This is a genomic window from Prevotella sp. 10(H), assembly GCF_000711235.1.
Taxonomy (GTDB): Bacteria; Bacteroidota; Bacteroidia; order Bacteroidales; family Dysgonomonadaceae; genus Dysgonomonas.
Genome location: NZ_JOMI01000009.1, coordinates 387,447 through 407,556, shown reverse-complemented (window position 1 = coordinate 407,556; position 20,110 = coordinate 387,447). Strand labels below are relative to the sequence as shown.

At 36.7% G+C, this 20,110-nt stretch carries 14 protein-coding genes and 1 pseudogene; 2 read left to right on the top strand and 13 right to left on the bottom strand.

What is annotated here, in order from left to right:
- Nucleotides 1-84 precede the first annotated feature (84 nt).
- The 7 genes from K348_RS0117165 to K348_RS0117135 form a co-directional block, all read right to left on the bottom strand.
- The gene (locus tag K348_RS0117165) at nucleotides 85-1,134 is read right to left on the bottom strand and encodes a site-specific DNA-methyltransferase (protein ID WP_051698009.1); all 1,050 of its coding nucleotides are present in this window, start codon (nucleotides 1,132-1,134) and stop codon (nucleotides 85-87) included.
- A gap of 6 nt (nucleotides 1,135-1,140) precedes the next feature.
- Nucleotides 1,141-2,502, bottom strand: a complete 1,362-nt coding sequence (locus K348_RS0117160) for a restriction endonuclease (protein ID WP_029906773.1) — start codon at nucleotides 2,500-2,502, stop codon at nucleotides 1,141-1,143.
- A gap of 169 nt (nucleotides 2,503-2,671) precedes the next feature.
- On the bottom strand, nucleotides 2,672-3,337 hold the full coding sequence (locus tag K348_RS0117155; protein ID WP_029906772.1) for a JAB domain-containing protein: 666 nt from the start codon (nucleotides 3,335-3,337) through the stop codon (nucleotides 2,672-2,674).
- A gap of 162 nt (nucleotides 3,338-3,499) precedes the next feature.
- Nucleotides 3,500-3,718: a hypothetical protein gene (locus K348_RS0117150; protein ID WP_029906771.1), complete on the bottom strand. Its 219-nt coding sequence runs from the start codon at nucleotides 3,716-3,718 to the stop codon at nucleotides 3,500-3,502.
- A gap of 22 nt (nucleotides 3,719-3,740) precedes the next feature.
- On the bottom strand, nucleotides 3,741-4,487 hold the full coding sequence (locus K348_RS18910) for a DUF6291 domain-containing protein (protein ID WP_051698007.1): 747 nt from the start codon (nucleotides 4,485-4,487) through the stop codon (nucleotides 3,741-3,743).
- Between the two features lie 37 nt (nucleotides 4,488-4,524).
- Complete coding sequence (locus K348_RS18620) at nucleotides 4,525-4,815, bottom strand: helix-turn-helix domain-containing protein (RefSeq protein ID WP_036930757.1); 291 nt, start codon at nucleotides 4,813-4,815, stop codon at nucleotides 4,525-4,527.
- 408 nt (nucleotides 4,816-5,223) lie between these two features.
- Complete coding sequence (locus K348_RS0117135) at nucleotides 5,224-6,510, bottom strand: tyrosine-type recombinase/integrase (RefSeq protein ID WP_029906769.1); 1,287 nt, start codon at nucleotides 6,508-6,510, stop codon at nucleotides 5,224-5,226.
- A gap of 437 nt (nucleotides 6,511-6,947) precedes the next feature.
- On the opposite strand from K348_RS0117135, the gene K348_RS0117130 reads away from it, so the two are divergent.
- The gene (locus K348_RS0117130) at nucleotides 6,948-8,285 is read left to right on the top strand and encodes a site-specific integrase (protein WP_081852609.1); all 1,338 of its coding nucleotides are present in this window, start codon (nucleotides 6,948-6,950) and stop codon (nucleotides 8,283-8,285) included.
- Here the strand turns inward: K348_RS0117130 and K348_RS18905 are convergent.
- From K348_RS18905 to K348_RS0117115, 3 genes are all read right to left on the bottom strand, one after another.
- Complete coding sequence (locus K348_RS18905; protein WP_156032918.1) at nucleotides 8,220-10,217, bottom strand: FISUMP domain-containing protein; 1,998 nt, start codon at nucleotides 10,215-10,217, stop codon at nucleotides 8,220-8,222. The two genes, K348_RS0117130 and K348_RS18905, sit on opposite strands and share 66 nt — an antisense overlap.
- A 238-nt stretch (nucleotides 10,218-10,455) precedes the next feature.
- The gene (locus K348_RS0117120; RefSeq protein ID WP_029906766.1) at nucleotides 10,456-10,875 is read right to left on the bottom strand and encodes a hypothetical protein; all 420 of its coding nucleotides are present in this window, start codon (nucleotides 10,873-10,875) and stop codon (nucleotides 10,456-10,458) included.
- A gap of 502 nt (nucleotides 10,876-11,377) precedes the next feature.
- Complete coding sequence (locus K348_RS0117115; RefSeq protein ID WP_029906765.1) at nucleotides 11,378-12,121, bottom strand: LytTR family DNA-binding domain-containing protein; 744 nt, start codon at nucleotides 12,119-12,121, stop codon at nucleotides 11,378-11,380.
- A 344-nt stretch (nucleotides 12,122-12,465) separates the two neighbouring features.
- Here K348_RS0117115 and K348_RS19600 point away from each other — a divergent pair.
- A pseudogene (locus K348_RS19600) lies at nucleotides 12,466-12,723 on the top strand (hypothetical protein); the annotation flags it as partial.
- A gap of 412 nt (nucleotides 12,724-13,135) precedes the next feature.
- Here K348_RS19600 and K348_RS0117105 read toward each other — a convergent pair.
- From K348_RS0117105 to K348_RS0117095, 3 genes are all read right to left on the bottom strand, one after another.
- Nucleotides 13,136-15,448, bottom strand: a complete 2,313-nt coding sequence (locus K348_RS0117105; RefSeq protein WP_036930756.1) for a glycoside hydrolase family 3 N-terminal domain-containing protein — start codon at nucleotides 15,446-15,448, stop codon at nucleotides 13,136-13,138.
- An 18-nt stretch (nucleotides 15,449-15,466) separates the two neighbouring features.
- Complete coding sequence (locus K348_RS0117100; RefSeq protein WP_029906763.1) at nucleotides 15,467-18,172, bottom strand: GH116 family glycosyl-hydrolase; 2,706 nt, start codon at nucleotides 18,170-18,172, stop codon at nucleotides 15,467-15,469.
- A 122-nt stretch (nucleotides 18,173-18,294) separates the two neighbouring features.
- The gene (locus tag K348_RS0117095) at nucleotides 18,295-20,109 is read right to left on the bottom strand and encodes a RagB/SusD family nutrient uptake outer membrane protein (protein WP_029906762.1); all 1,815 of its coding nucleotides are present in this window, start codon (nucleotides 20,107-20,109) and stop codon (nucleotides 18,295-18,297) included.
- Nucleotide 20,110: the final 1 nt, after the last annotated feature.

Sequence of the window (20,110 nt, the reverse complement as noted above, 5' to 3'; positions counted from 1 at the left end):
GGTATAAAGGCTATTCTCTTTTTAGACATAAACAACGCTTATCTAATTCTGGATAAGCGTTGTTCGTAGATTAATTATATATATTTAATTTTTTATTTCTTCTTTTTGAGGTTCTGGAAGCTCCTCTTTTTTATCACGAAGCTGTCCACCATGAATCGGTAATGTGTCAGAAGGTAAACCATTCCAAAGTGCACCAGGCTTTGTTACAGTATACGTAGTGTGCTCTTTATTTTCTATAGAACCATTGGGTTCAGAGAATCGCCCAACGGCCCCTTTTACGTATTCTTCAATAATATCACAACAAGTCCAATTTCTTTGCAGTTTTTCACAAACTTCACCAGTAACACAGCTACCACCAAATGGATCAACAACAGAATCACCAATATCTGTAAGCATTCTTATAAAATATTCTGGCAATTCACTCGGAAATCTTGCTGGATGTTGTTTTATATTATTTTCATTACAATATCTAACATATACACTATTACTTTCAGTATTTGGAATCGCAATTAGATTTGGAGGAATCGAACCTCCATTATCTTTAGAGAATTTTTCACTTATATCGTGACCACTTGGTCTTTTTTTGGCTTTATAACCATTTTTCAATAAGTCGTCCATACTTTCGCTATATGGCTGTAAAACCCTTTTATTGCTTGCTTTAGGATATGGAGATTTAGAAAGCCACCATACAGTATTTATCGCATCTTTTACTCTGATACGTCGAACATTTACCCATTCTGCTGGAGTTGGTAATTTCGATGGATTCCACCAATAATAATCTTGAGCTAAGTGAAACGAAAACTCTTCACATAACATTATTAATAATTTAAAATGGTACAGGCTTCTTGTTGGCATACCCTTATTCCATGCTCCTCCAATATCAATTACAAGACTACCATTTTCAGTTAAAATTCGATGAAATTCTGTAGCAAACGGTTTAAACCAATCTAAATAATCGGACGCGTCAACATTCCCATATTCTTTTTTTCGCACAAGCCCAAATGGTGGACTTGTAACCACTAAGTTTACACTATTGCTTGGGATATCTTTGAGCATTTGTAAAGCATCGCCCAAGATGATTTTCCCATAAGTTGTTTTAAAATATATTTTTGGTTTAGTTTCTTCTTGATTCATATTAATTTATAATTCAATCTTTTTCAATTCCATAGTCTCTTTAGCTTCTCTTTCAAATGCATCGATTATAGCAACAGGATTTTGAGATACCTTTTTTATATCTTCCCCATCAATTAACACAATACACAAATTAGAGTCTTTCATTATTTTATTACTATATTTTCTTGCATCTTTTCCGATATCACCTGTACTAACAATAACTATTACATTACTTTTAAGAAAATGTGTAAGACCGACTTCTTTTGCTACATCATCTAATGCTACACGTTTTGTGTTTTTACATTGGATTTGCCATCTTGAATATACAAGTCTTGTAGAATCAAAAATTAAATCAACCTCAGAACCTCCGGTAGTTTCAGCCCTCAGTCTTGTTGCAACATAATTCATCCCTATTATTCTCATTAGTTTAAAAGCTAAAGCCTCTAAAGCTAATCCAGAAATATACCTATCATTAGAATCTATTTCATTCAATATTTCACTGACAGACTTAGTTAATAATGAAATAAGTTTAGGGTCATTTTGACCTTTCAATTGCAAAATTAATGGCTCAACTATTTCTTTATTAGCTTTTTCTGTAGGTACAACCAAAAACGGCTTTGCTCCTCTACCTTCTGTGGTTTTGGAAGTTATTATAAAACCAGCTTTTTCAAGCCCATTTAGAACTTCTTTGGGTAAACTTTTTTCAGGAAATTTTACTCCATATGTAGTTTCAGCTAATCTTGCAATTTGGTTTGCATACTGAGGAGTAGAAATACCTGTATTCATTAACGATAAAAGAAAAGCTCTTTGTAAAGTAGTTAAATCTCTTAAAGCCTCTATACTATCATCAACTCCTAAAACTTCATTTACTTTTTGATTATCAATTTGCCAATTTTTTCTGAAAATCCCAGCTTTATTTAACCATAGCCTCATTATACTTGGATGCTTACCTCCGGAAGGATAATATAAGCCACGTTCAGCTAAAGCAGCCCTCAACGTTGTCAAATTAACCTCTTCAGAAGCAACAGTCATATCACGGATGCATTGAACAAACGCCATTCCATTTAGGTTTAAAAGAATATGTTTTCCAAAGACTCTATACAATTCGTTTTCGTCTTCCGTCAACATATATAATTGTTCTCCTAATGGTGTTATTACACTATTTTCGTCAATTATGCCATAAGCCTTAAGCCCTAAACGGCAATTCATTGCTAATTTTTTTTGATTGTTCAAATTTCCATTTCCATGCTCTTTAAAATACTTTTCTAATATATTTGATTCAATTAACTTTTTATTGCCACTGTATTCTTTACAAAAAGATAATAATTGAGTTAACTCAGTTTGAGATGGTGAAAATTCGCTTCCAAAGGGGATATTAGTTTCAGACATATCAAATATAATGTTATAGTATTACTGATTATAATTAATGAAATTCAAAGTTAATCATTAATTTCCATGATAAAGTTATCTTTAGAATGTATATGACCTTTTTTAATATTTATAAAAAAAATAGAGGTAAATTTGTACCCCTATTTTGCTCAAACTATCATAGTTTTTTTTACTTCTTTTTCCTTTTCAAAAAACGTTGCACCTCTTTAACCGTCAAATTTAGAACCTCTCCTATATGTTCTACTGACATATCTTTTTCATTAAGATAATGAACCGCATTTGTCAAACGTTTTTCAGCCTCAACTCTAAGTGCTTTTTCAGCGTTTACAGCTTCATCCCGGATAGTCCTTTCTTCATTTCGAATTTTCTCTATTAATTGGTAAGTCGGAACATACTTGAGACTCTTTTCAAGCTCTTCCATTAATCCCATATTTTTAAAACTTATATAAGTTTTTGGGCTTATAATCATATGGTCTTCTACTTGAATATCTATGATTTTTCCAACTTGTATCAATCTATCTGTACATTGTTTATCTTCTTCGGAAGGTTTCATGTTTCCACTCGGATGATTATGTACGGCTATTACTCTTGTTGCACCTTTCAATATAGCTACACGAAAAACATTCATAGGCTCTACAAGAGTAGATTTGACACTTCCCATACTTACTAACTCAATATATAAGATAACAAGTGCCTGATTCATACCAACAATCCAGAAATGTTCTTTCTCTCTGTCAATTTTATTCTCTCTTAATAAGATACGTTGCATGATGTCATATAAATCATTCGCATCATTTATTCTAATCTTATCTCTTTCTGTTAGCTTAATATTCATAAGTTAATATTTATATACCACAAATATACGTCAATGTAATTAATTTGATTCAAAATTAAGGCTATAAATACCCATTACAAAAATCACAAAAAAAATTTACAAGCAACGAATACTGCATTTTTCAGGAGTGTAAAGGGGTGCCTACCCACCCCTCATTACTTCTTAAACAGACTTAGCTTCATTAACTAACTGATTCAATACAATCAGCAAATTCTCTGCTTGTTCAATTTCTAAACATAAGTTTACATTATAACTTGTTCCTTGGGCTGTAAACAATATTTGATTTTCCGCATAATTATCAGGAGGAAGTAAAAATAATTCAATTTCAGTTCCATCGTGTCCGTTAATAGTCCTTTTAGTTTGAACTGTCTTTTTTTTCATTTTGTATATTTTTTATTTTAAATTATCTCACTTTTCCAATAAACTTAACGTTTTCTACTCCATACCGCCTTTGGTCAATAAGATATTGCTTATATGTATTTTTTCTAAATTTATGTGGTTTTAGCACCTCCCATTCACACCAAGTATCATCATCATATATAGTATCTAATTCCTTTAATTCCGATAAATCGGGAAACTCATCCAAAAAAGTACCAAAGTTTTTGATATATATTTTTTTCTCTGCACAGCTTTTTACATACAGTTGGATAGTTTCTTTTATTTGGTCTACAGTCAATGTTTTTAATAATTCTTTTATCTGTCCTTTATTTCTTTCAGTCTTTCCGGTAATAGTCTTCCTATTAGGACAAATAGAAGGATATAAATTATATATATCTTCAATCGTATTGATATTTATATTTTCTTTTTGATTATTATTTTCATTTCCGTTAATATTTATATTATTATTTTCATTCTCATTAGGGGTTTCATTGGGGTTTTCTATAGAAACATCTTTCTTCGGTCGCCCACCTTTCTTTCCATGTTGTGCTCCCTTTTTCCCATTCTCATAACGCCTGCTATTAGCATCTAACTGAGGTTTTATAAGGGTAAATAAAGATTTGGTTATTCCCTCTAAATGAGAAATTTCTCCGTTTAAACCGTATTCTATAATAGCTTTATATATATTTAGTTGGTCTGTATCGTCTAAATCTTTTATTGCTTCATAAAAACTACGGTAGAAAATAAAACTATCTCTTTGTTGCATGCTCATTTTTCATATCTTTTAATAGAGTAATAGATTATTTCAACTATACTTTATGTTTATACTTTCCTATAAATCCCTGGTTCAGTTCTTCGATGATTTGTTGCTCATCGAAGTAAGTACGACCACCGATTTTTACTGGATGTACTTTTCCTGTTTTTATCCAGTTATAAACTGTGACGGTAGAAACATTGAAACGTTCTGCCATAGCCCGAATTGTAAGGTATTCCTTTTTGTTAGGCTTTAAGACTTGCCGGAGTTGTGCAACAGTTAAGTTGCTGATTGGTGTTTCGTCATTCACATGAAAACCACCATCAATGATACTTTTTTCTGTCATAAGAAAAATACATTTTTATGATAGCTTTATGGAAGTATGAAGGATATTCTTGTTATTGTAGATTATATACTGTAAATGTCATTTTTTAACATTTGTAGTGACCGGGAGTATAAAGTTATAATCTATCTTTGTAACAAGAAACCCGATACAGCCGAGAAGCTATCTGGTTTACAAATATTTAAAATTGAGGATAAGGTCGGTCAAAACTTTTATCCTCTTTTTTTGTATCCATCCGAATACAGGTGCAAGTTACAACATAGATTTTTACTTTACAAATTGTAAACTTAGGAGCTAATATTAAAGCTATAAATTATTGATATTCAGATAAAAATGTTGTTAATCGAAATTTTAAAAATTTAAGTTAGGAGCTAATTAAACCGTAAGACTAACTGTTTTGTTTTTACTACTCTAAAATGCTCCTAACTTTTCAGCAATTCGCATCGCTTTCTCATCATTTGATAGACAAATATACTTCTCAAAGGCAGCGTTTGTCTTATGTCCGCTAATAGCCCGTAATTCATGTATATCGAGCAAGTTCTTATTGTATAAGTTTGTAATACAGCTACGGCGTGCTGTATGGCAAGTTATTAAATCACATTTCGAAACATATGTTTTTTCCAATTTTCCACCTCTCATTATTTCGGTCAAAAACGGTTCCGTTATTTTAGCTTTTTCACATATAGTTTTAATGTGGCGATTTATCAATACATCTATAACATACGGCAATTCATAATCCCACCGTTCTAAAATCGTTGTTATATTCTTTGATAAGAAAGGTACTATAACACGTGTTCCGGTCTTCTGCTGCGTAATATTAAAAGCCTTGTAGCCGTTTGGTAAGGTTATTATATTATCCTTAGTAATACGGGAAAAATCGCTAACACGTTGTCCGCAATAACAACCAATCAAAAATACATCACGTACTTTCTGTAACATTGGGTCGTTAAGTTCCAGATTAAAAATTGCTTCAATCTCCGCTTCCGTTAAGTATGGCTTTTTACCTTCTGCAATTGGAACCGTTTTAGAAAATTCCCGTGTTTCGTGTATTCTGTTTTCTGATATACCGTCTTTTAAAGCGTAATTCATTACAGCTATCAATGTTGTTAAATATTTGCGTGTAGTATCGGCTGTGTATTCACGGCTGTAGCAATATGAAACAAACTTTGAGTGAATACTCATAGTTATATTTTTAAAGTCAAGCATCCGATTTAAATAATCGTTTTGGAATGTTTTCCATGTTTTGGCGAAGCTATTCCATGACTTTATACTTCCTTCACTATAATTTTTTCCTTTCACTTTCCGTTCTCCGCTTTTCATTTGACCGATAAGATATGCTATATATTTATTCATATCTTTCGGAGCAGCAGATTTGACCGCATTTGCTTCATCAAAATGCTTTTTTATTTCGTTTGCAGCATCCTTAGCCTTTAATGTAGGGTCTGTATCCATTAGGTTGTAAAGAAGCCCTTTTATAGTTTCTAAATCGGCTTTAGCCTTATTCATCCTTAATATTGTTTGGCTGTCTTTGTTTTGATAATATTTTAAGTCGCCTTGCTTATCATTCCATAACTCGAAAGGAACCGTAACTCCGGTACATACACCTAAGTCAATTTTGCCTGACCTCATCCGGGCATATATACTTACTTCACTATCTTTCTTCTTAGAACTCCTTACAAAATACTTAACAGATGCCATAACAATTACTTTAATGGTATAAATCAAAGATACAACAATTTTTAATTGTACCCGTATTTGTACCCTAAAAGTTTTAATTATATTTGCATAAATATTTAATATATTATTAAGAAATATAATATTAATGCGGATTATAAGATATTTTAAATATTAAATATTATAAAGGTTTATAAATAAGTTTGGGTGCTGGTGGCACCACTTTTGAAAAAAGCAAAATAGAGAAAATCCCTGAAAGTCAATTCCTTTCAGGGATTTTTCTTTTCCCTAAAAGTGCAAAATGCAGAAAAATTTGACGTATTTGGTGATTTAATCGAGATTATTTTGAGACTATTAAAAAATAGTCTCGATTAGGATTCTAATTCTGTGATTTGCAGCGTTTTGCTTACTTAGTTTTTAGGCTTGTTTCCTTAGTTTTGAACCATTAAAATTAAGGCGAAATGAGAAATTCTTTTAAAGTTTCGTTCTTCATTAAGAAGAACCAGTTATTAAAAAACGGTGATGCGGCAGTAAGCTTAAGAATTACTGTCAACGGACAACGGGAAGAACTTCGCACCAAGAAGAGTATTAACCCTGCCCTATGGAGTCAAGCCAAAGAGTGTTCACGAGCAAGAGATAAAGTATCTCGCGATTTGAATGAATACATCCTGAATAGCAAAATGAAACTTATTAATATCTATCAGGAATTGGAAGAAAGCGGCAAAGCAATCTCTGCCACCATTCTTAAAAACAAGTTCTTCGGTATGGATAATGAGGATCGTAAAACACTGATTGCTTTCTTCAATGAGCATAATGAAAAGTGCAGGCAGTTAATCGGGATTGATTATGTTGATATTACGGTCAGGCGATATGAATGCTGTGCCCGTTATCTGAAAGAACTGATTCAGAAAAAGTACGGTGAAGACGATCTGCTTCTGAGAGAAGTAAAAGGAGAGTTGGTGCGTGACTTTGAGTTTTTCATGAAAACAGAAAAAGGTTGCCAGCAAAATACGTTTATCCGTTACATGAAATGCTTTAAGAAAGTGATTAATCTTGCTATTGCCAATGAATACATTACAAGAAATCCATTCGCCGGAATTAAGTTTCATGAAGTTCCGGTAAATAAAGAGTTCCTTACACTGGAAGAACTAAACAGATTGTCGGAAAAGGAATTTAAGATCGACAGGCTGGAATTGGTACGTGATGTTTTTCTTTTTTGCTGCTTTACGGGATTGGCATTCATTGATGTATATAATCTGAGAAAAGAGCATCTTGTAACGGATAATAAAGGAAACCTTTGGATTCTTAAAACCCGTGAAAAGACAAGTAATATGTGTAATATTCCATTGTTGACTATACCAAAGGAGATACTTGATAAATATGAAGAGCATCCGCTTTGTCAGTTAAAGGGTGTGTTGCTTCCGGTTATGTGTAATCAGAAGATGAATGATTATTTGCGTGAGATCGGTGAAATATGCGGCATTGATAAGAAAATTACATTTCACACCGCGCGCCATACAGCGGCTTTGGTCGTTTTCTTAGCGAATGATGTATCGCTTCCGAATGTAGCAAAAATGCTCGGACATTTTTCTACAAGAATGACGCAACATTATGCAAAAGTATTGGATAGCTCCATTATAAGGGATATGAAAAATGTCGATGCGATTTCTTTCGAATTCAACCATATTGAATCAAGTATCTTTATATTGAAGAAGTATCTATATATCCACTTATTAGGGCGCCTTCTTGCAGCGTACGGAAAGCAAATGTGTTTTGATATAAGTTGTCCTGTTTATTGATCCGTAATTAACATTAAAATCCCTCAACCAGGCATCTCCTGCAGAATTTTGCGACCTTGTCCAATAATTGACATTATAAGCCCGGCTATACTGTATCATCCGCTCATCAGCTACTGTCACCGGCTTTTCTTTTGCTTTGATACGCCCAACCATTGTTGCATTAAATCCTCCAAGGTTATATTCGGCACTGTAGCCTTTAGATCCCTGCATATAAGTAAATGCTGTGGCAGTGCTTTTAGGCGGACACATATCTTTCATAGCGGCGCCATGCCCTAAATGCTCATTTTCAATAGTAAATCCTCTGTCGCCTTTGGTAGTATTCCATGAGGACAGCCATGCATTGGTTGTTATATTTGTAGTCCATAGCTTAATATCTTCTTTGTCATATGTAGTATATTTACTGATATTATTATATACAAACTGTTCTAATTGATTCCATTCATTATCAGAAGGCAGATACCAGCCTTTAGGACAAATCCCCTGCACTCTTGCAGGCTCTGTACCGGACGCTCCTTCCTGATTGTTGTTATTAAGATCTAAAGGGCGCCCTGTTGCTGCATACCAATTATAAAATATGCCTTCTTCCCAGCGCCAGCCAGTAGGTTTGGTTCCCCAATTCGCCGGTTCACCCTCCGTTACATCCAGCATAGGGTAGGCGTATTTTCTTTTACCTCCGTCATGTGCCTGCAAATCTATTGTCTGATATACTTCCAATGCTTCCCCTTCAAAGCCGCTACCTTCATCATATGTTGTTGCTGCCAGATTTGTTATCATCCATCGTCCGGCGCTCCCAAAGTCTGCAGAATAAAAAGTATTGTTATTACGGTCGGTATGTCTTAATACCTTCGTTCCCCATTCAGCCGGATTTGCACTTGCATTTTCAATCTTTGTTTGATCGTAGCCATCGACCACGCACTGCATATAGTGTATTTCTACAGGATAAAACCGGTTTACAACAGCTGTGTCAGTATAAGTTATTATCCCCGCTTTTTTACGCTTGTTTAGCGCCGAGGTGGCAGATATGTAAGTTGGATTGCGGTTGTATAAAACAGAAGTTCCATCGATCCGCTCTTCCCCTGCTTCTTGGGGTATATCAGCAGGTACTACAGTTGCAGAAAGAATACCGGGTGTTTCATCTTTGTAGGTGGCATATCTGCGTGCATTGCTTTCTTCTCTAAATCCGCCTACATTCGATAAATTGTATGGAGGGAGTAATAAAAACCGATAATAGTTTACACCTGGACCTGTAGAGAATTGCTCACTTTTTTTTCTAAAACGGTAAGAGTGGGTATTGAAATAAGTATTATCTCTTTTCACTGTCAGCCTGTAGTTGGTCTGATTGAGTCTGACTGTTATATTTTTCTTTTCTTTACATTCATTCTCCGGAGTTTCGAATGTTATCGAGGTCTCCCTACTTCTGAAAGGATTATGTACATTCGCATTATCACTCGGGATTATATCTGACATATCATTTAAATAATAGTCGAATGATATGGGAGAGGAAGCTATAGGGCCCGGCCAGCTGTCAGGGTGGCTGCCACTAACAAATTTCAGTCCTCCATCTATTGTCTCTACGGCGCTTTTCTTCAGATTACCTTCAGTCGGATCTGTCCAGTTAACTCCCAGAGTGAATTTTTTATTGGAAGGGAAAGGACGCAAATCTCGTCCACTAGGCAAATGAATCAAATATGTACTTTCATTTATTTTTATTGCTTCAGTATTTGCTATAGATACATCCGGTTGATATAAGTACTTTACATCTGTCAATGGATGCCATTCTGTTCCTTCCCATACATATGTTCCCCATCCAAATCCATCACATTTGTTAAGATTATAAACAACGAGGCCGGTATGTTTAGCATCCTCCGGCGCTTTTTTAGGCCCTGTGTAATCACTTGTAGGTGTATTAGATCCGGGCGAGGTTTCAAACATCGGATATAAATTGTTTTTATCTGTTAATTTAACCCGGGGCAAGGCCAACCCCCTGGTAGAATTGGCCCCGCCGGATGAGGATTCATACTCCTTCAGATCGAGTATTGATCCAGGGTTATAATTCAGATTAGAACCAATTGTAACCTGAGCGAATGCTTGTGTTGAAGTTAGAAAGATTATAAAAAAAATAATTATATATTTTTTACCCGATATTTTTTTCATATTACATTTTTCTTAATTATTTACATTCGGTGGACATCATTCTTTCCCATAGAGAACCATTCCAGATATATACACCCGGACAGATTTTATTCTGAGAGAAAGGAGCGTTACTGGTGACCGCCTTCGTTGTTATATTATATACCATCAATCCGGCATGGTCCGCCGCATCAAATGGTGTCCCTAAAGGCAATGTTAGCTTTAGTGAGGCGACAAGTTTTGAAGCGTCGGTTCCGGAGTTAGAATTGGTAGGGTCTAATTCTACGCGAGGCAGAAGTAATCCCGCCTTCGCATTCGCACCTCCATTTGTAACACTTTCACTTTTCAACTGAAGCAATGCTCCTTTCGAAGGTGATTCATCTAATCCTATGGTTACCTGCGCAAAGAGTCTTGGCGCAAAAAACAATACTAAAATGCAAAATGTCACTTTGATTTTCATAACGACAGATTTTTTATGATAAGTTTGTGAAAATAATTCTTGAGTCTACACGGGAATTCCAGCTTGCATCCTTTAAGTATTTAAACGCTATTTTCACAAACAGCAAGATAAATATAAGTAAAGACAAATAAAGACAAATATTTAAGATGCAAGCTGTTAACCCCAATTTACCTATTCCAGTAAAGAAATACACGTATAGCAATAATATTGCGATATAAGTTCCTGTATTTTTTATATTACGAGATTTCAATTCTCCTTTGAAAAAAGTATAGCTTGAGAACGTATTTATGAGTTCGGTAAACATTATAGTCTTTGAAGTTCTTAGTTATCCTAAATTTGTAGTCTTCTCGAATGATTCGCATAATTTGTCAATGCAAAACTAAGCTTCCCCTTTGTAAAAGAAAAGCGACAGGGACATATAGGATGATTTTGGGGACAAAAAGGAAAAAAGTCTTCTCCGTCCCAAAGAAATGAGGATAAAAAGGATAGAAATTTTATAGATTTAGATATTCAGTATCTCTTTTATGTCTTTTATATAAGATCTAGCTACTGGAATTTGAATATCATTTTTGTGAAATTTCAAAGAACAGGTACGTGAGTTACCATATAGCTCCCTAACGTGCGATAAGTTGACGATAAATGATCTGTGGCATCTGATTATTTGAGGATATTGCTGTAAAGCTTCGGCTATATGAGACAAGGTGGTTCTCAAAAGTGTACGTTCTACTTTATCATCTTTTATATAAAACACTGTGACATAGTTTCTTTGCGCTTCTCCATAAAGGAAGCAATTGAAAGATAATACAAATTTATCTTTAGTATTTCCATACAAAGCAATTTCGATATCATTGGCACTCATCCCATTATTATCTCCAACATGTTCTTTATTTAAGTTACTTACTATAATTCCTTTATTCTTCTTTTTAATTCGGACACTTCGTTTTTTTGTCAGAGAATAAATGATTAAAGTAGGTACCGCACCTATAAAGAATCCAATGGGATACCAATAGAATAATACCTTGTCCAAAGTGTAATTTACTTCTAATCCTCCATATAGATAAACTTTGTAGGCGAAAAAAGAACTTGGAGGAATGGTTAAAAGAATTATAAGTACTCCGGTAAGGCAGAATTTATATCTTGTCCAATTTGCCGGTTCGTGATATTTTTTAAAAATAAGAGGGAGAATATATGCAACTATTGCAGATGATATGCTTGTGATAAGAGTAACCACAAATATTACATTCATTTTGTAAGAAATAGTTGACAGCCGTAATGGCTCTAACATACTTGTCAATAAAAAGACCCATAAAGAGGGTATAGCTACTAACCACCATTTTTTATGGCAATATGGAAACGGTTGGCAAAAATAAAAAGTTATGCTCTTTATGACAGTAGGCATATTAACTATAATTTGATAAAATGTGATTTTATTCCCCAGGGAAGAACCTTTTACCTATCCAGAATGTAAATTTATAGTATAAAATGTTTTAATGCAAGATTTTCTTAAATTCTATTATTTATTTTTTTGCGATTCTTTTGGATATTGTTCCAATAATCTGTAAAATAAATATCTCACAAAGAGCAAGAAAAATGTTTATATATTGGACATTATCATTTTTTTTGTATAGAAGTGATTACAATTTAGCTTTTAAATTGCAGGTAATCAGCCAAGTTGAAAAAGGGCTATGACTTATAAACAAACTCAAGAGTATTATGGAATTCAGGAAAAAAGTAGAGTTTTGGTTTGGTTAAGAAAACATGGTACCTTAGATTGGTCAAAACCCAATAGCCGCATTATGTCAAAAAGTAAGGAAACACCCGCCCAACATATCAAACGTTTGGAAAGGGAACTACAAGATGAGAAACTTAAGAATAAGATTCTCAATACCATGATAGATATCTCTATAAGCAATATGGTACTCAGATACGAAAAAACTATTCGCCCAACCATCGGACACATCCGACAGCAACAGCGATTGAGTCTTAGCCGTTGTTGTCGATTGTTTGGGATTAGCCGTCAAGCTGTTTATCAAATTGATGTAATAATTATCAGGATCTGAAATTACTAATCAAATAATTTATCAATATTTATAACGATAAAAGACCACATTTGGCTTTAAACATGAAAACTCCTAATTTTATGCATCAAAACTAAAAACCGATAGAAATAAATCCATCGGTTCTTATAAAATATTTAATCTAAATCCTCTCAACCTATTTCAGGACGAGTCAATAAAAAACGGAAACTATCATATGTAGATCAATTCTGAACGAACTCAACTGTCTCTTTACATTTTATATCTTCAGCAGATTGTCCGAACATTAATTCGAACTCTCCGGGCTCTGTTACAAATTGCATCTGAGAGTTCCACAAACCTAAATCTTTATAAGATAGATTGAATGTAACTTGCTTGCTTGCTCCCGGTTCCAGTTCTATTTTTTTGAACCTTTTCATTGCTTTCACCGGAGTGGTCACAGTACTTATCTTATCATTTATATAGAACTGAACGACTTCTTTTCCTTTACGTTTTCCTGTATTCGTAACCTTTACAGATACTTGGATATCTTCCTTGCCAAATTTCTTTTTAGATACTTTCATATCCGAAAATTCAAAGGTAGTATATGATAATCCGAATCCGAATGGAAATAATGGGTCGGGAGAAGAGAAAACATAATCCCGTCCGGGTTTCTCGGGTGTACCCGGCTCCCTGTTTATACCCTTTGCTGACGGCTTATAATCATAAAATACAGGAATATGACCGACTGACTGAGGAAAAGTAGCATTCAACCTTCCTGATGGATTTACATCTCCGAAAAGGATATCTGCGATGGCATTTCCTCCCTGTTCTCCGGGATACCATGCTTCCAGTATCGCCGGAAGGTTCTCCTTCTCCCATTTTATGCTCCATGGCCTGCCATGTACAAGGACGAGTATTATCGGCTTGCCTGTTTCTTTCAGGGCCTGTAGTAATTCACGTTGTACACCTATTGGGTTAATATCTGTCAGGTCATAGCCCTCTCCTGTAGTGAAAGGATCTTGTATTTCTCCTTCTCCCGGGCCCTTTCCCCAGCCCAATCCTGAAAGGATAACGCTGGTTTCTCCAAGTACTGCAACAACTACATCACTTTCCTGAGCAGCTTTGACTGCTTCCTGAAATCCATCTTTACTAAGGTCGGTAATTCCGCATCCTTTAGCATAATTAATCGTCACCTTATCTCCTACAGCCTTTTTTATACCTTCCAGTACGGTTACACCCGATTTATTATCGCGCGTGTAACTATAATCTCCATATTGTACCTGATTGGCATTCGGGCCTACAACGGCTATGCTTTTCAACGAGGATTTATTGAGAGGCAACAGGTCATTTTCATTCTGAAGCAATATTACGGACTCTTCTGCAATCTGTCGGGCTAAAGCTATATGCTCCGGTGTATGTACATTCTTCTTTACATTCTTGATATCCGCATATGGCTTTTCGAATAATCCTGCCTTGAATTTGGCAGTCAGTATGCGGGAAACAGCTTTATCTATAAGTCCTTCTGATAGTTTGCCGTCTTTCACTAACTGTACCAGATGAGGATATACATCCGGACGCGCAGCCTCTAAGTCCATTCCGGCCTGTATGGCACGCATTGCCGCCTCCGGCCTGTCTTTAGCGATCATATGGAAATTATACAAGTGCGAAACACTTCCATAATCAGAGAATACATATCCTTTGAAGCCCCACTCGTCGCGTAATACCTTGTTCAGCAGAAAATCATTTGCATGTGCAGGAACACCGTCCACTTCATTATAAGAAGGCATTACGGAATATACATTTGCATCTTTTACTACCATCTCAAATGGAGTGAGGTGTAATGTTCTTAATTCGCGTTCACCCAATGAAGCCGGAGCTAGATTAATTCCTGCCCATGGAACACTATATCCGGCAAAATGTTTTGCTGTACACATGAGTTTTCCGGCAGGAATGCCGACTTTCGTTTGTTCAGGGCTTCCTTGCATTCCCCTAACAAAAGCTGATCCCATAATTCCAACAAGATAAGGATCTTCGGCATAACATTCTTCATTTCTTCCGTAGCGCGGATCCCTTATCAGGTCGAATAATGGAGATAGTGCCTGATCTACTCCAGCCGAAGAGGCTTCTGTAGCAATAGTGGCCGCCATCCTTTCTATCAGTTCGGGATTCCATGTACTTCCCTGTGCAATTGCCTGCGGATAAATGGTTGCACCATAAGCAAGTACCCCGTGGAGGCACTCTGCTATCTGAATAGGGGGAATTCCCAGACGGGTGTTTTCCCGCGCATGCTTTTTAGCTTTAGCCGATAGAGTGGCCACATGCTCCAGCCCTTCGAATGGGCTTTCGCAGACTCCGTATACAGCCTGCGTTTTGTCGAAATTTCCGATTCCTGTCATGCACATCTGTTCTACCTTTTCTTCCAAGGTCATGCGTGATAGCAAATCTTTTACACGCTCTTCTACCGAAGCTTTCGGGTTTTTGTATACTTGCGCCTGTACTTGTATTCCTAATACAGAGGCGATTATTACTCCAAGCAATATTTTACTTTTTACCATATCTATATAATATCTGTTCTATTTCACTGTTATAAAATCGACTTTGTCGGCTCGTGGCAAAATTGCTTTATCACTATTAACCCGAATTATTTTATCCCAATATAGTGATAAATCCAGTGTTTTACCTTCTTTAACTGAGAATTCCGGTATTTCAATAATTTGTCTTTTTTCTGTGCTTTCCCCGTTCGGTTCTGCTACTATTCTTGATAAGACGACCCCATTGTTACCGTATGTCTTGGTTATTTCCAATAATAGCTTTTTTGTTTTCGGCTCTACTGTCAGCGTTGCCCAGAAAGTAGGGTAATAGAGAGGCAGGATAATTTTCTCTTTGCCATTTACTACAGGGGCTAATCTTAATTCCTTATCAGGAACATTCAGCCCTGCTCCGGCAAGTACATCAGTCGAGAACCATGTAACGGGAGCAGTCATATAAGATAATTCTGCCGGATTCCACAGATTCTGGCACCATGTCCATCCTTTGCGTAAATGTACTAATTGGATATGCTTCATTATTTCAAGGGCATCAGCACAGTATCCCGATTGAAATGCCGGATATCCCGTATAACTTTCCAGGTAGAAAGGCCAGCATTGCGAACCCCTGTTATCTATTCCTTTGTTCTGATTTATGTCCCATACCTTATTTGCATAATAATCGGGCGTTTTTGATAGTGATATTTTGAATTGGGAAATGAGTGAAGCCTTTACCATATCCATCGGAATAACGTCGCCCCATCCGCAGTATCGACTAACAAACTGTCCGCCCAATTGCCCTGTAAACAGGATATTATCCAACTTGCCGGAACCGTCAATTTCGCATCCGTAGGAGAAAAACCGCCCGTTCCAAAGCATGCGGATCATATCTTTTTGAGTAAGGGTGAACTGTTCATTGTATTCTTTTTCCTTATCTGTATTACCTGTTGCATGTGATATAACGGCAGCAGCTTTCAGTGTTGCCAGATATATGCTTGCACCATAACTGTAAACAGGAGGATGAGTGAAGTCATCGTACGTTGTCGGGCCGATAGGAATATTCAGGCCTTTGGGCATCAGTGATCTAAGGAAGTCCATGCCGTCGTGTACACGGCCCACATGCCGTCGGAGATATTTTATATCACCCGTCTGCTGATAGTCTTTTGCCAGCTGTATTATCCAGCCTCCTGTATTATCTACCATCCAGCTGTCTTCGGTAGGTATGCGCCCGCCAACAGTACCCATGCCTATATAATAGTGTCCTACGAAATGTGTTATATTTCCTTTAGATTGCTGTGAATCGGCAAAGATATCCATTTCGGAACGGTCGAGTTGCGTGAAGAACTTTTGGTAAAAAGGGTGGGACGAAATACGTTGGTCCATAGTACCGGCAAGCCCACCCATTCCACCTTCATTCACAGTCATGTCTCCTTTTTTATTCAAAATCATATTCGTGTAAATGACGTATCCGCTGTTGATCAGTTTAAACTTATACCAGTCTGGCATCGTACTTTTTAAAACCGGCTGTTGCCATTCACTTGTTTTTTCTAAAAGAAAATCTCTTTTCTGGTATGCATAATCGACCAAAGAGTTTATGTCGTTGAAATAATTATGAAAATATCGTCCATAATCGCTGCCGCCTACCCAGTAATACTCTGGCATATCATTCTCCCTGTCTATTTTTATCTCAGGATAATACCATGCCAATACGAAACGTAAAGTTTTCTTCTCTCCTTTCTTTATTTTTGTCTTTAATGCTATTGCACTGCCACCATCCTGTTTTGACGGGGTACTAAGGAATGAAATATTCTGGTCAGTATTCTCAAATATCCCATTATCTTTAAAACTTTTCCATGCATTATTTCCATTCTTTATATCATAAGCAGGCAGAATGGATAGTTGGATGTCGTCCTCCTTTTCAGCTAATAGAGCTACTTCATTTACATAATTCTGAAAATTAGCACGTATCGGCTTTAGAGGTTTTGCTGAAAACTGACGGATGCCGGACAATGTGCCGCAATCCCATTTTTCAGAGAAAGTTTGTTCCAAAGCGCGGTCAGGCCATCTTTCTCCATTACTTTTGGGGTCGCGATTGTGACTAAATATCTGACCGTCCAGACCTTCTATACTTTTAGGCTCTTTTATCCCTCTACCAATGAAGTCCTCCCACGAAAATGCTACAGCTATTTCTGTATCCTTTTCCGATTCTAATTCAACGTCAAAAAAGGCTACGGGCAGAGATGAATTCTTTACGTCGTGAGGTATTAGTGAAGAGTAAGCATGTATTTTTATATCCACTCCTTTGATAGAATTACCGAAGCTCATTTCTGCCTGTGGGAATAATCCTTTATAATAGATTTCCTCAACAGGTGCAATACCATATTGTGGGTTCTGGTCGTTTACCAGCATAAGGGCATCACTTTTTACTCCGTCGTTGTACCATACTGAGAAAAATGATGCTGTACTTTTTCTTATTGGCAGATGAATATTATTCATACCTATACGGGCAAAACGTCCGTCGGGAGCAAACTGTACATTGCCGACACCAATGCCGCCGAGAGGAACGCCACTGTTTCCCGGATGATTTTTCAGATTGAGATAGTCGAACTCCGTTTGTCCGCCGAGCATTCCCAGTGAAGGCATAAATCTTTTATTGGCATCTCCTGCTCCATAATTGTCTGTCTGCGCAGATACGGATATTATTGCCATAAATATCCCGATAAAACAAAGCAGATGTTTTACTATACTATTCATTGTATTTTTTGTTTTGGAAATTAACATACCTCCGGGACTATATCTTCCCCCTTTTCATTTCTATGGAATATATTCAGGTAAACCTATATAACCATTTTTATCCCGGAGGTAATATTCTTTGATTAATATCCCGGATTCTGTATAATCTTGCTGTTAGCAGTTATTACAGAATACGGTATAGGGCATAAATACATTTTCTGATGGAATATATGAGGATGGCTGGTCAACGGCAGACGTTCGTACACCCATTTGCCGGAATTGTCATCCTGGGTATTATAGATCTTCATTCCATGAAGCTCTTTATTCAATACATCATATGCAATTCTCCAACGTACGAGGTCGTAGAAGCGCTTGTTTTCGAAGCATAATTCCACTCTTCTTTCACGGTGGATAACTTCACGCATCTTATCTTTGTTGAGCGTTTTTCCACCATACGTATCTTCCAGAGTAGGTAGTCCTCTCATAGTGCGTAATTCATTGATTACATCATATACCTCGTCCGGACCGTATCCTTCATTTTGTGCTTCTGCATAGTTCAACAACACTTCTGCATAACGAAAGAATACATAATTGATGCCATATCCCGCACCTGTAGGCTCCCAGTCCGGATCCATACGTTTCTTGAAATAATAGCCTGTGCGTGTAACATCCGATTGCCCCAATTCGATCTGATTTTTCGAAGGATTCACCTTATCAATTCTTGTATAGATAATATCTTCTTTCTCCATCCAGTTCATTTTATATGGCGCTCCGTCGTATACAATGAAATCATAGAAGCGCTGTTCCCTGTCTTTATATGGATTCTCGGCATCGTATTTCGAATCAGGATGATTGATAGGCAACCCATTTGCCATACAAAATTCATCGACAAGCTCCTGAGTAGGACAAAAATTTCCCCATGTATAATACTTTCCTAATACATATGTAGGGCCTCCTTTTTGCGCAAAATCTGTACTTAGCCCGCTGATATTCCTTTCCAACTGGCGATCCCAGATAATTTCCGAATTATATTCTGTGGCTTCGCTCCAGAATTTACTCATATCATCGAAAAGTTCATAAGTACCTTTATACAGGGTTATAAACTGCTTGTTAGTTGTAGCTGCTTTTTGCCAGCGTTTAATATCGTAGTTGCCGAATCCAACCAACTTCACTTGTTCGGCTGTTGCCCCTGTTCCTTCTGCCGCTACAGGTACTTCTGCATTGAATCCCGGACTGGCGGCGTATAGGTCTACCCACCCTTTGAGAGCCAAAGCCGAGCCTAAAGTTGCCCTTCCGGCATTGGCATCGCCTTTATTATATTTAACATCAAGATGGCCGTTAGTTACAATTTCACCCAGTTCGTCACTGATGAAATTATATGTCTCTTCAAATGTGTTTCTTTTACGATACAATTGTTCTTCTGTCATTGTATTACGGTCGAGCGTTTCGGTAAGTATAATTACACCACCCAAATGCTGCCATAGACCTGCATAGAAATATGCCCTGAGGAAACGGACTTCGTCGATACGTTTGTTTATCCACTCCTGAGAGAAATTTCCTTTGTGAGCCTCTACTTGTTCAAGAAATTCGTTACACTTACGAACACGTTCATATACAACTCCCCAATTCATGAAGTCGTTGGCTGTACCATCCTGAATCATCGGATGGCCTCCTCTAATTTCTGGTGTGGCGATGCCCTGTTTCCATTGCCACGAAGCCCAATATGGCCCGCCGTTATTATCATCCGTGAAACTATCGAGAGGGTCTGGGGTGCTTGGCTTGTTCAGTGTGCTGTATATACCATTGAGGTATACATCTGCATTTTTTTCACTCGCCCATTGAGTCGGTTCCGTCAATGTATTCCGTGATTCTGTATCTAGAAAATCGCTGCAGGAATACATGAATACCGACAGAAGTATAGCAATAAAATATGATATGTGATAGCGTATATTATTCATA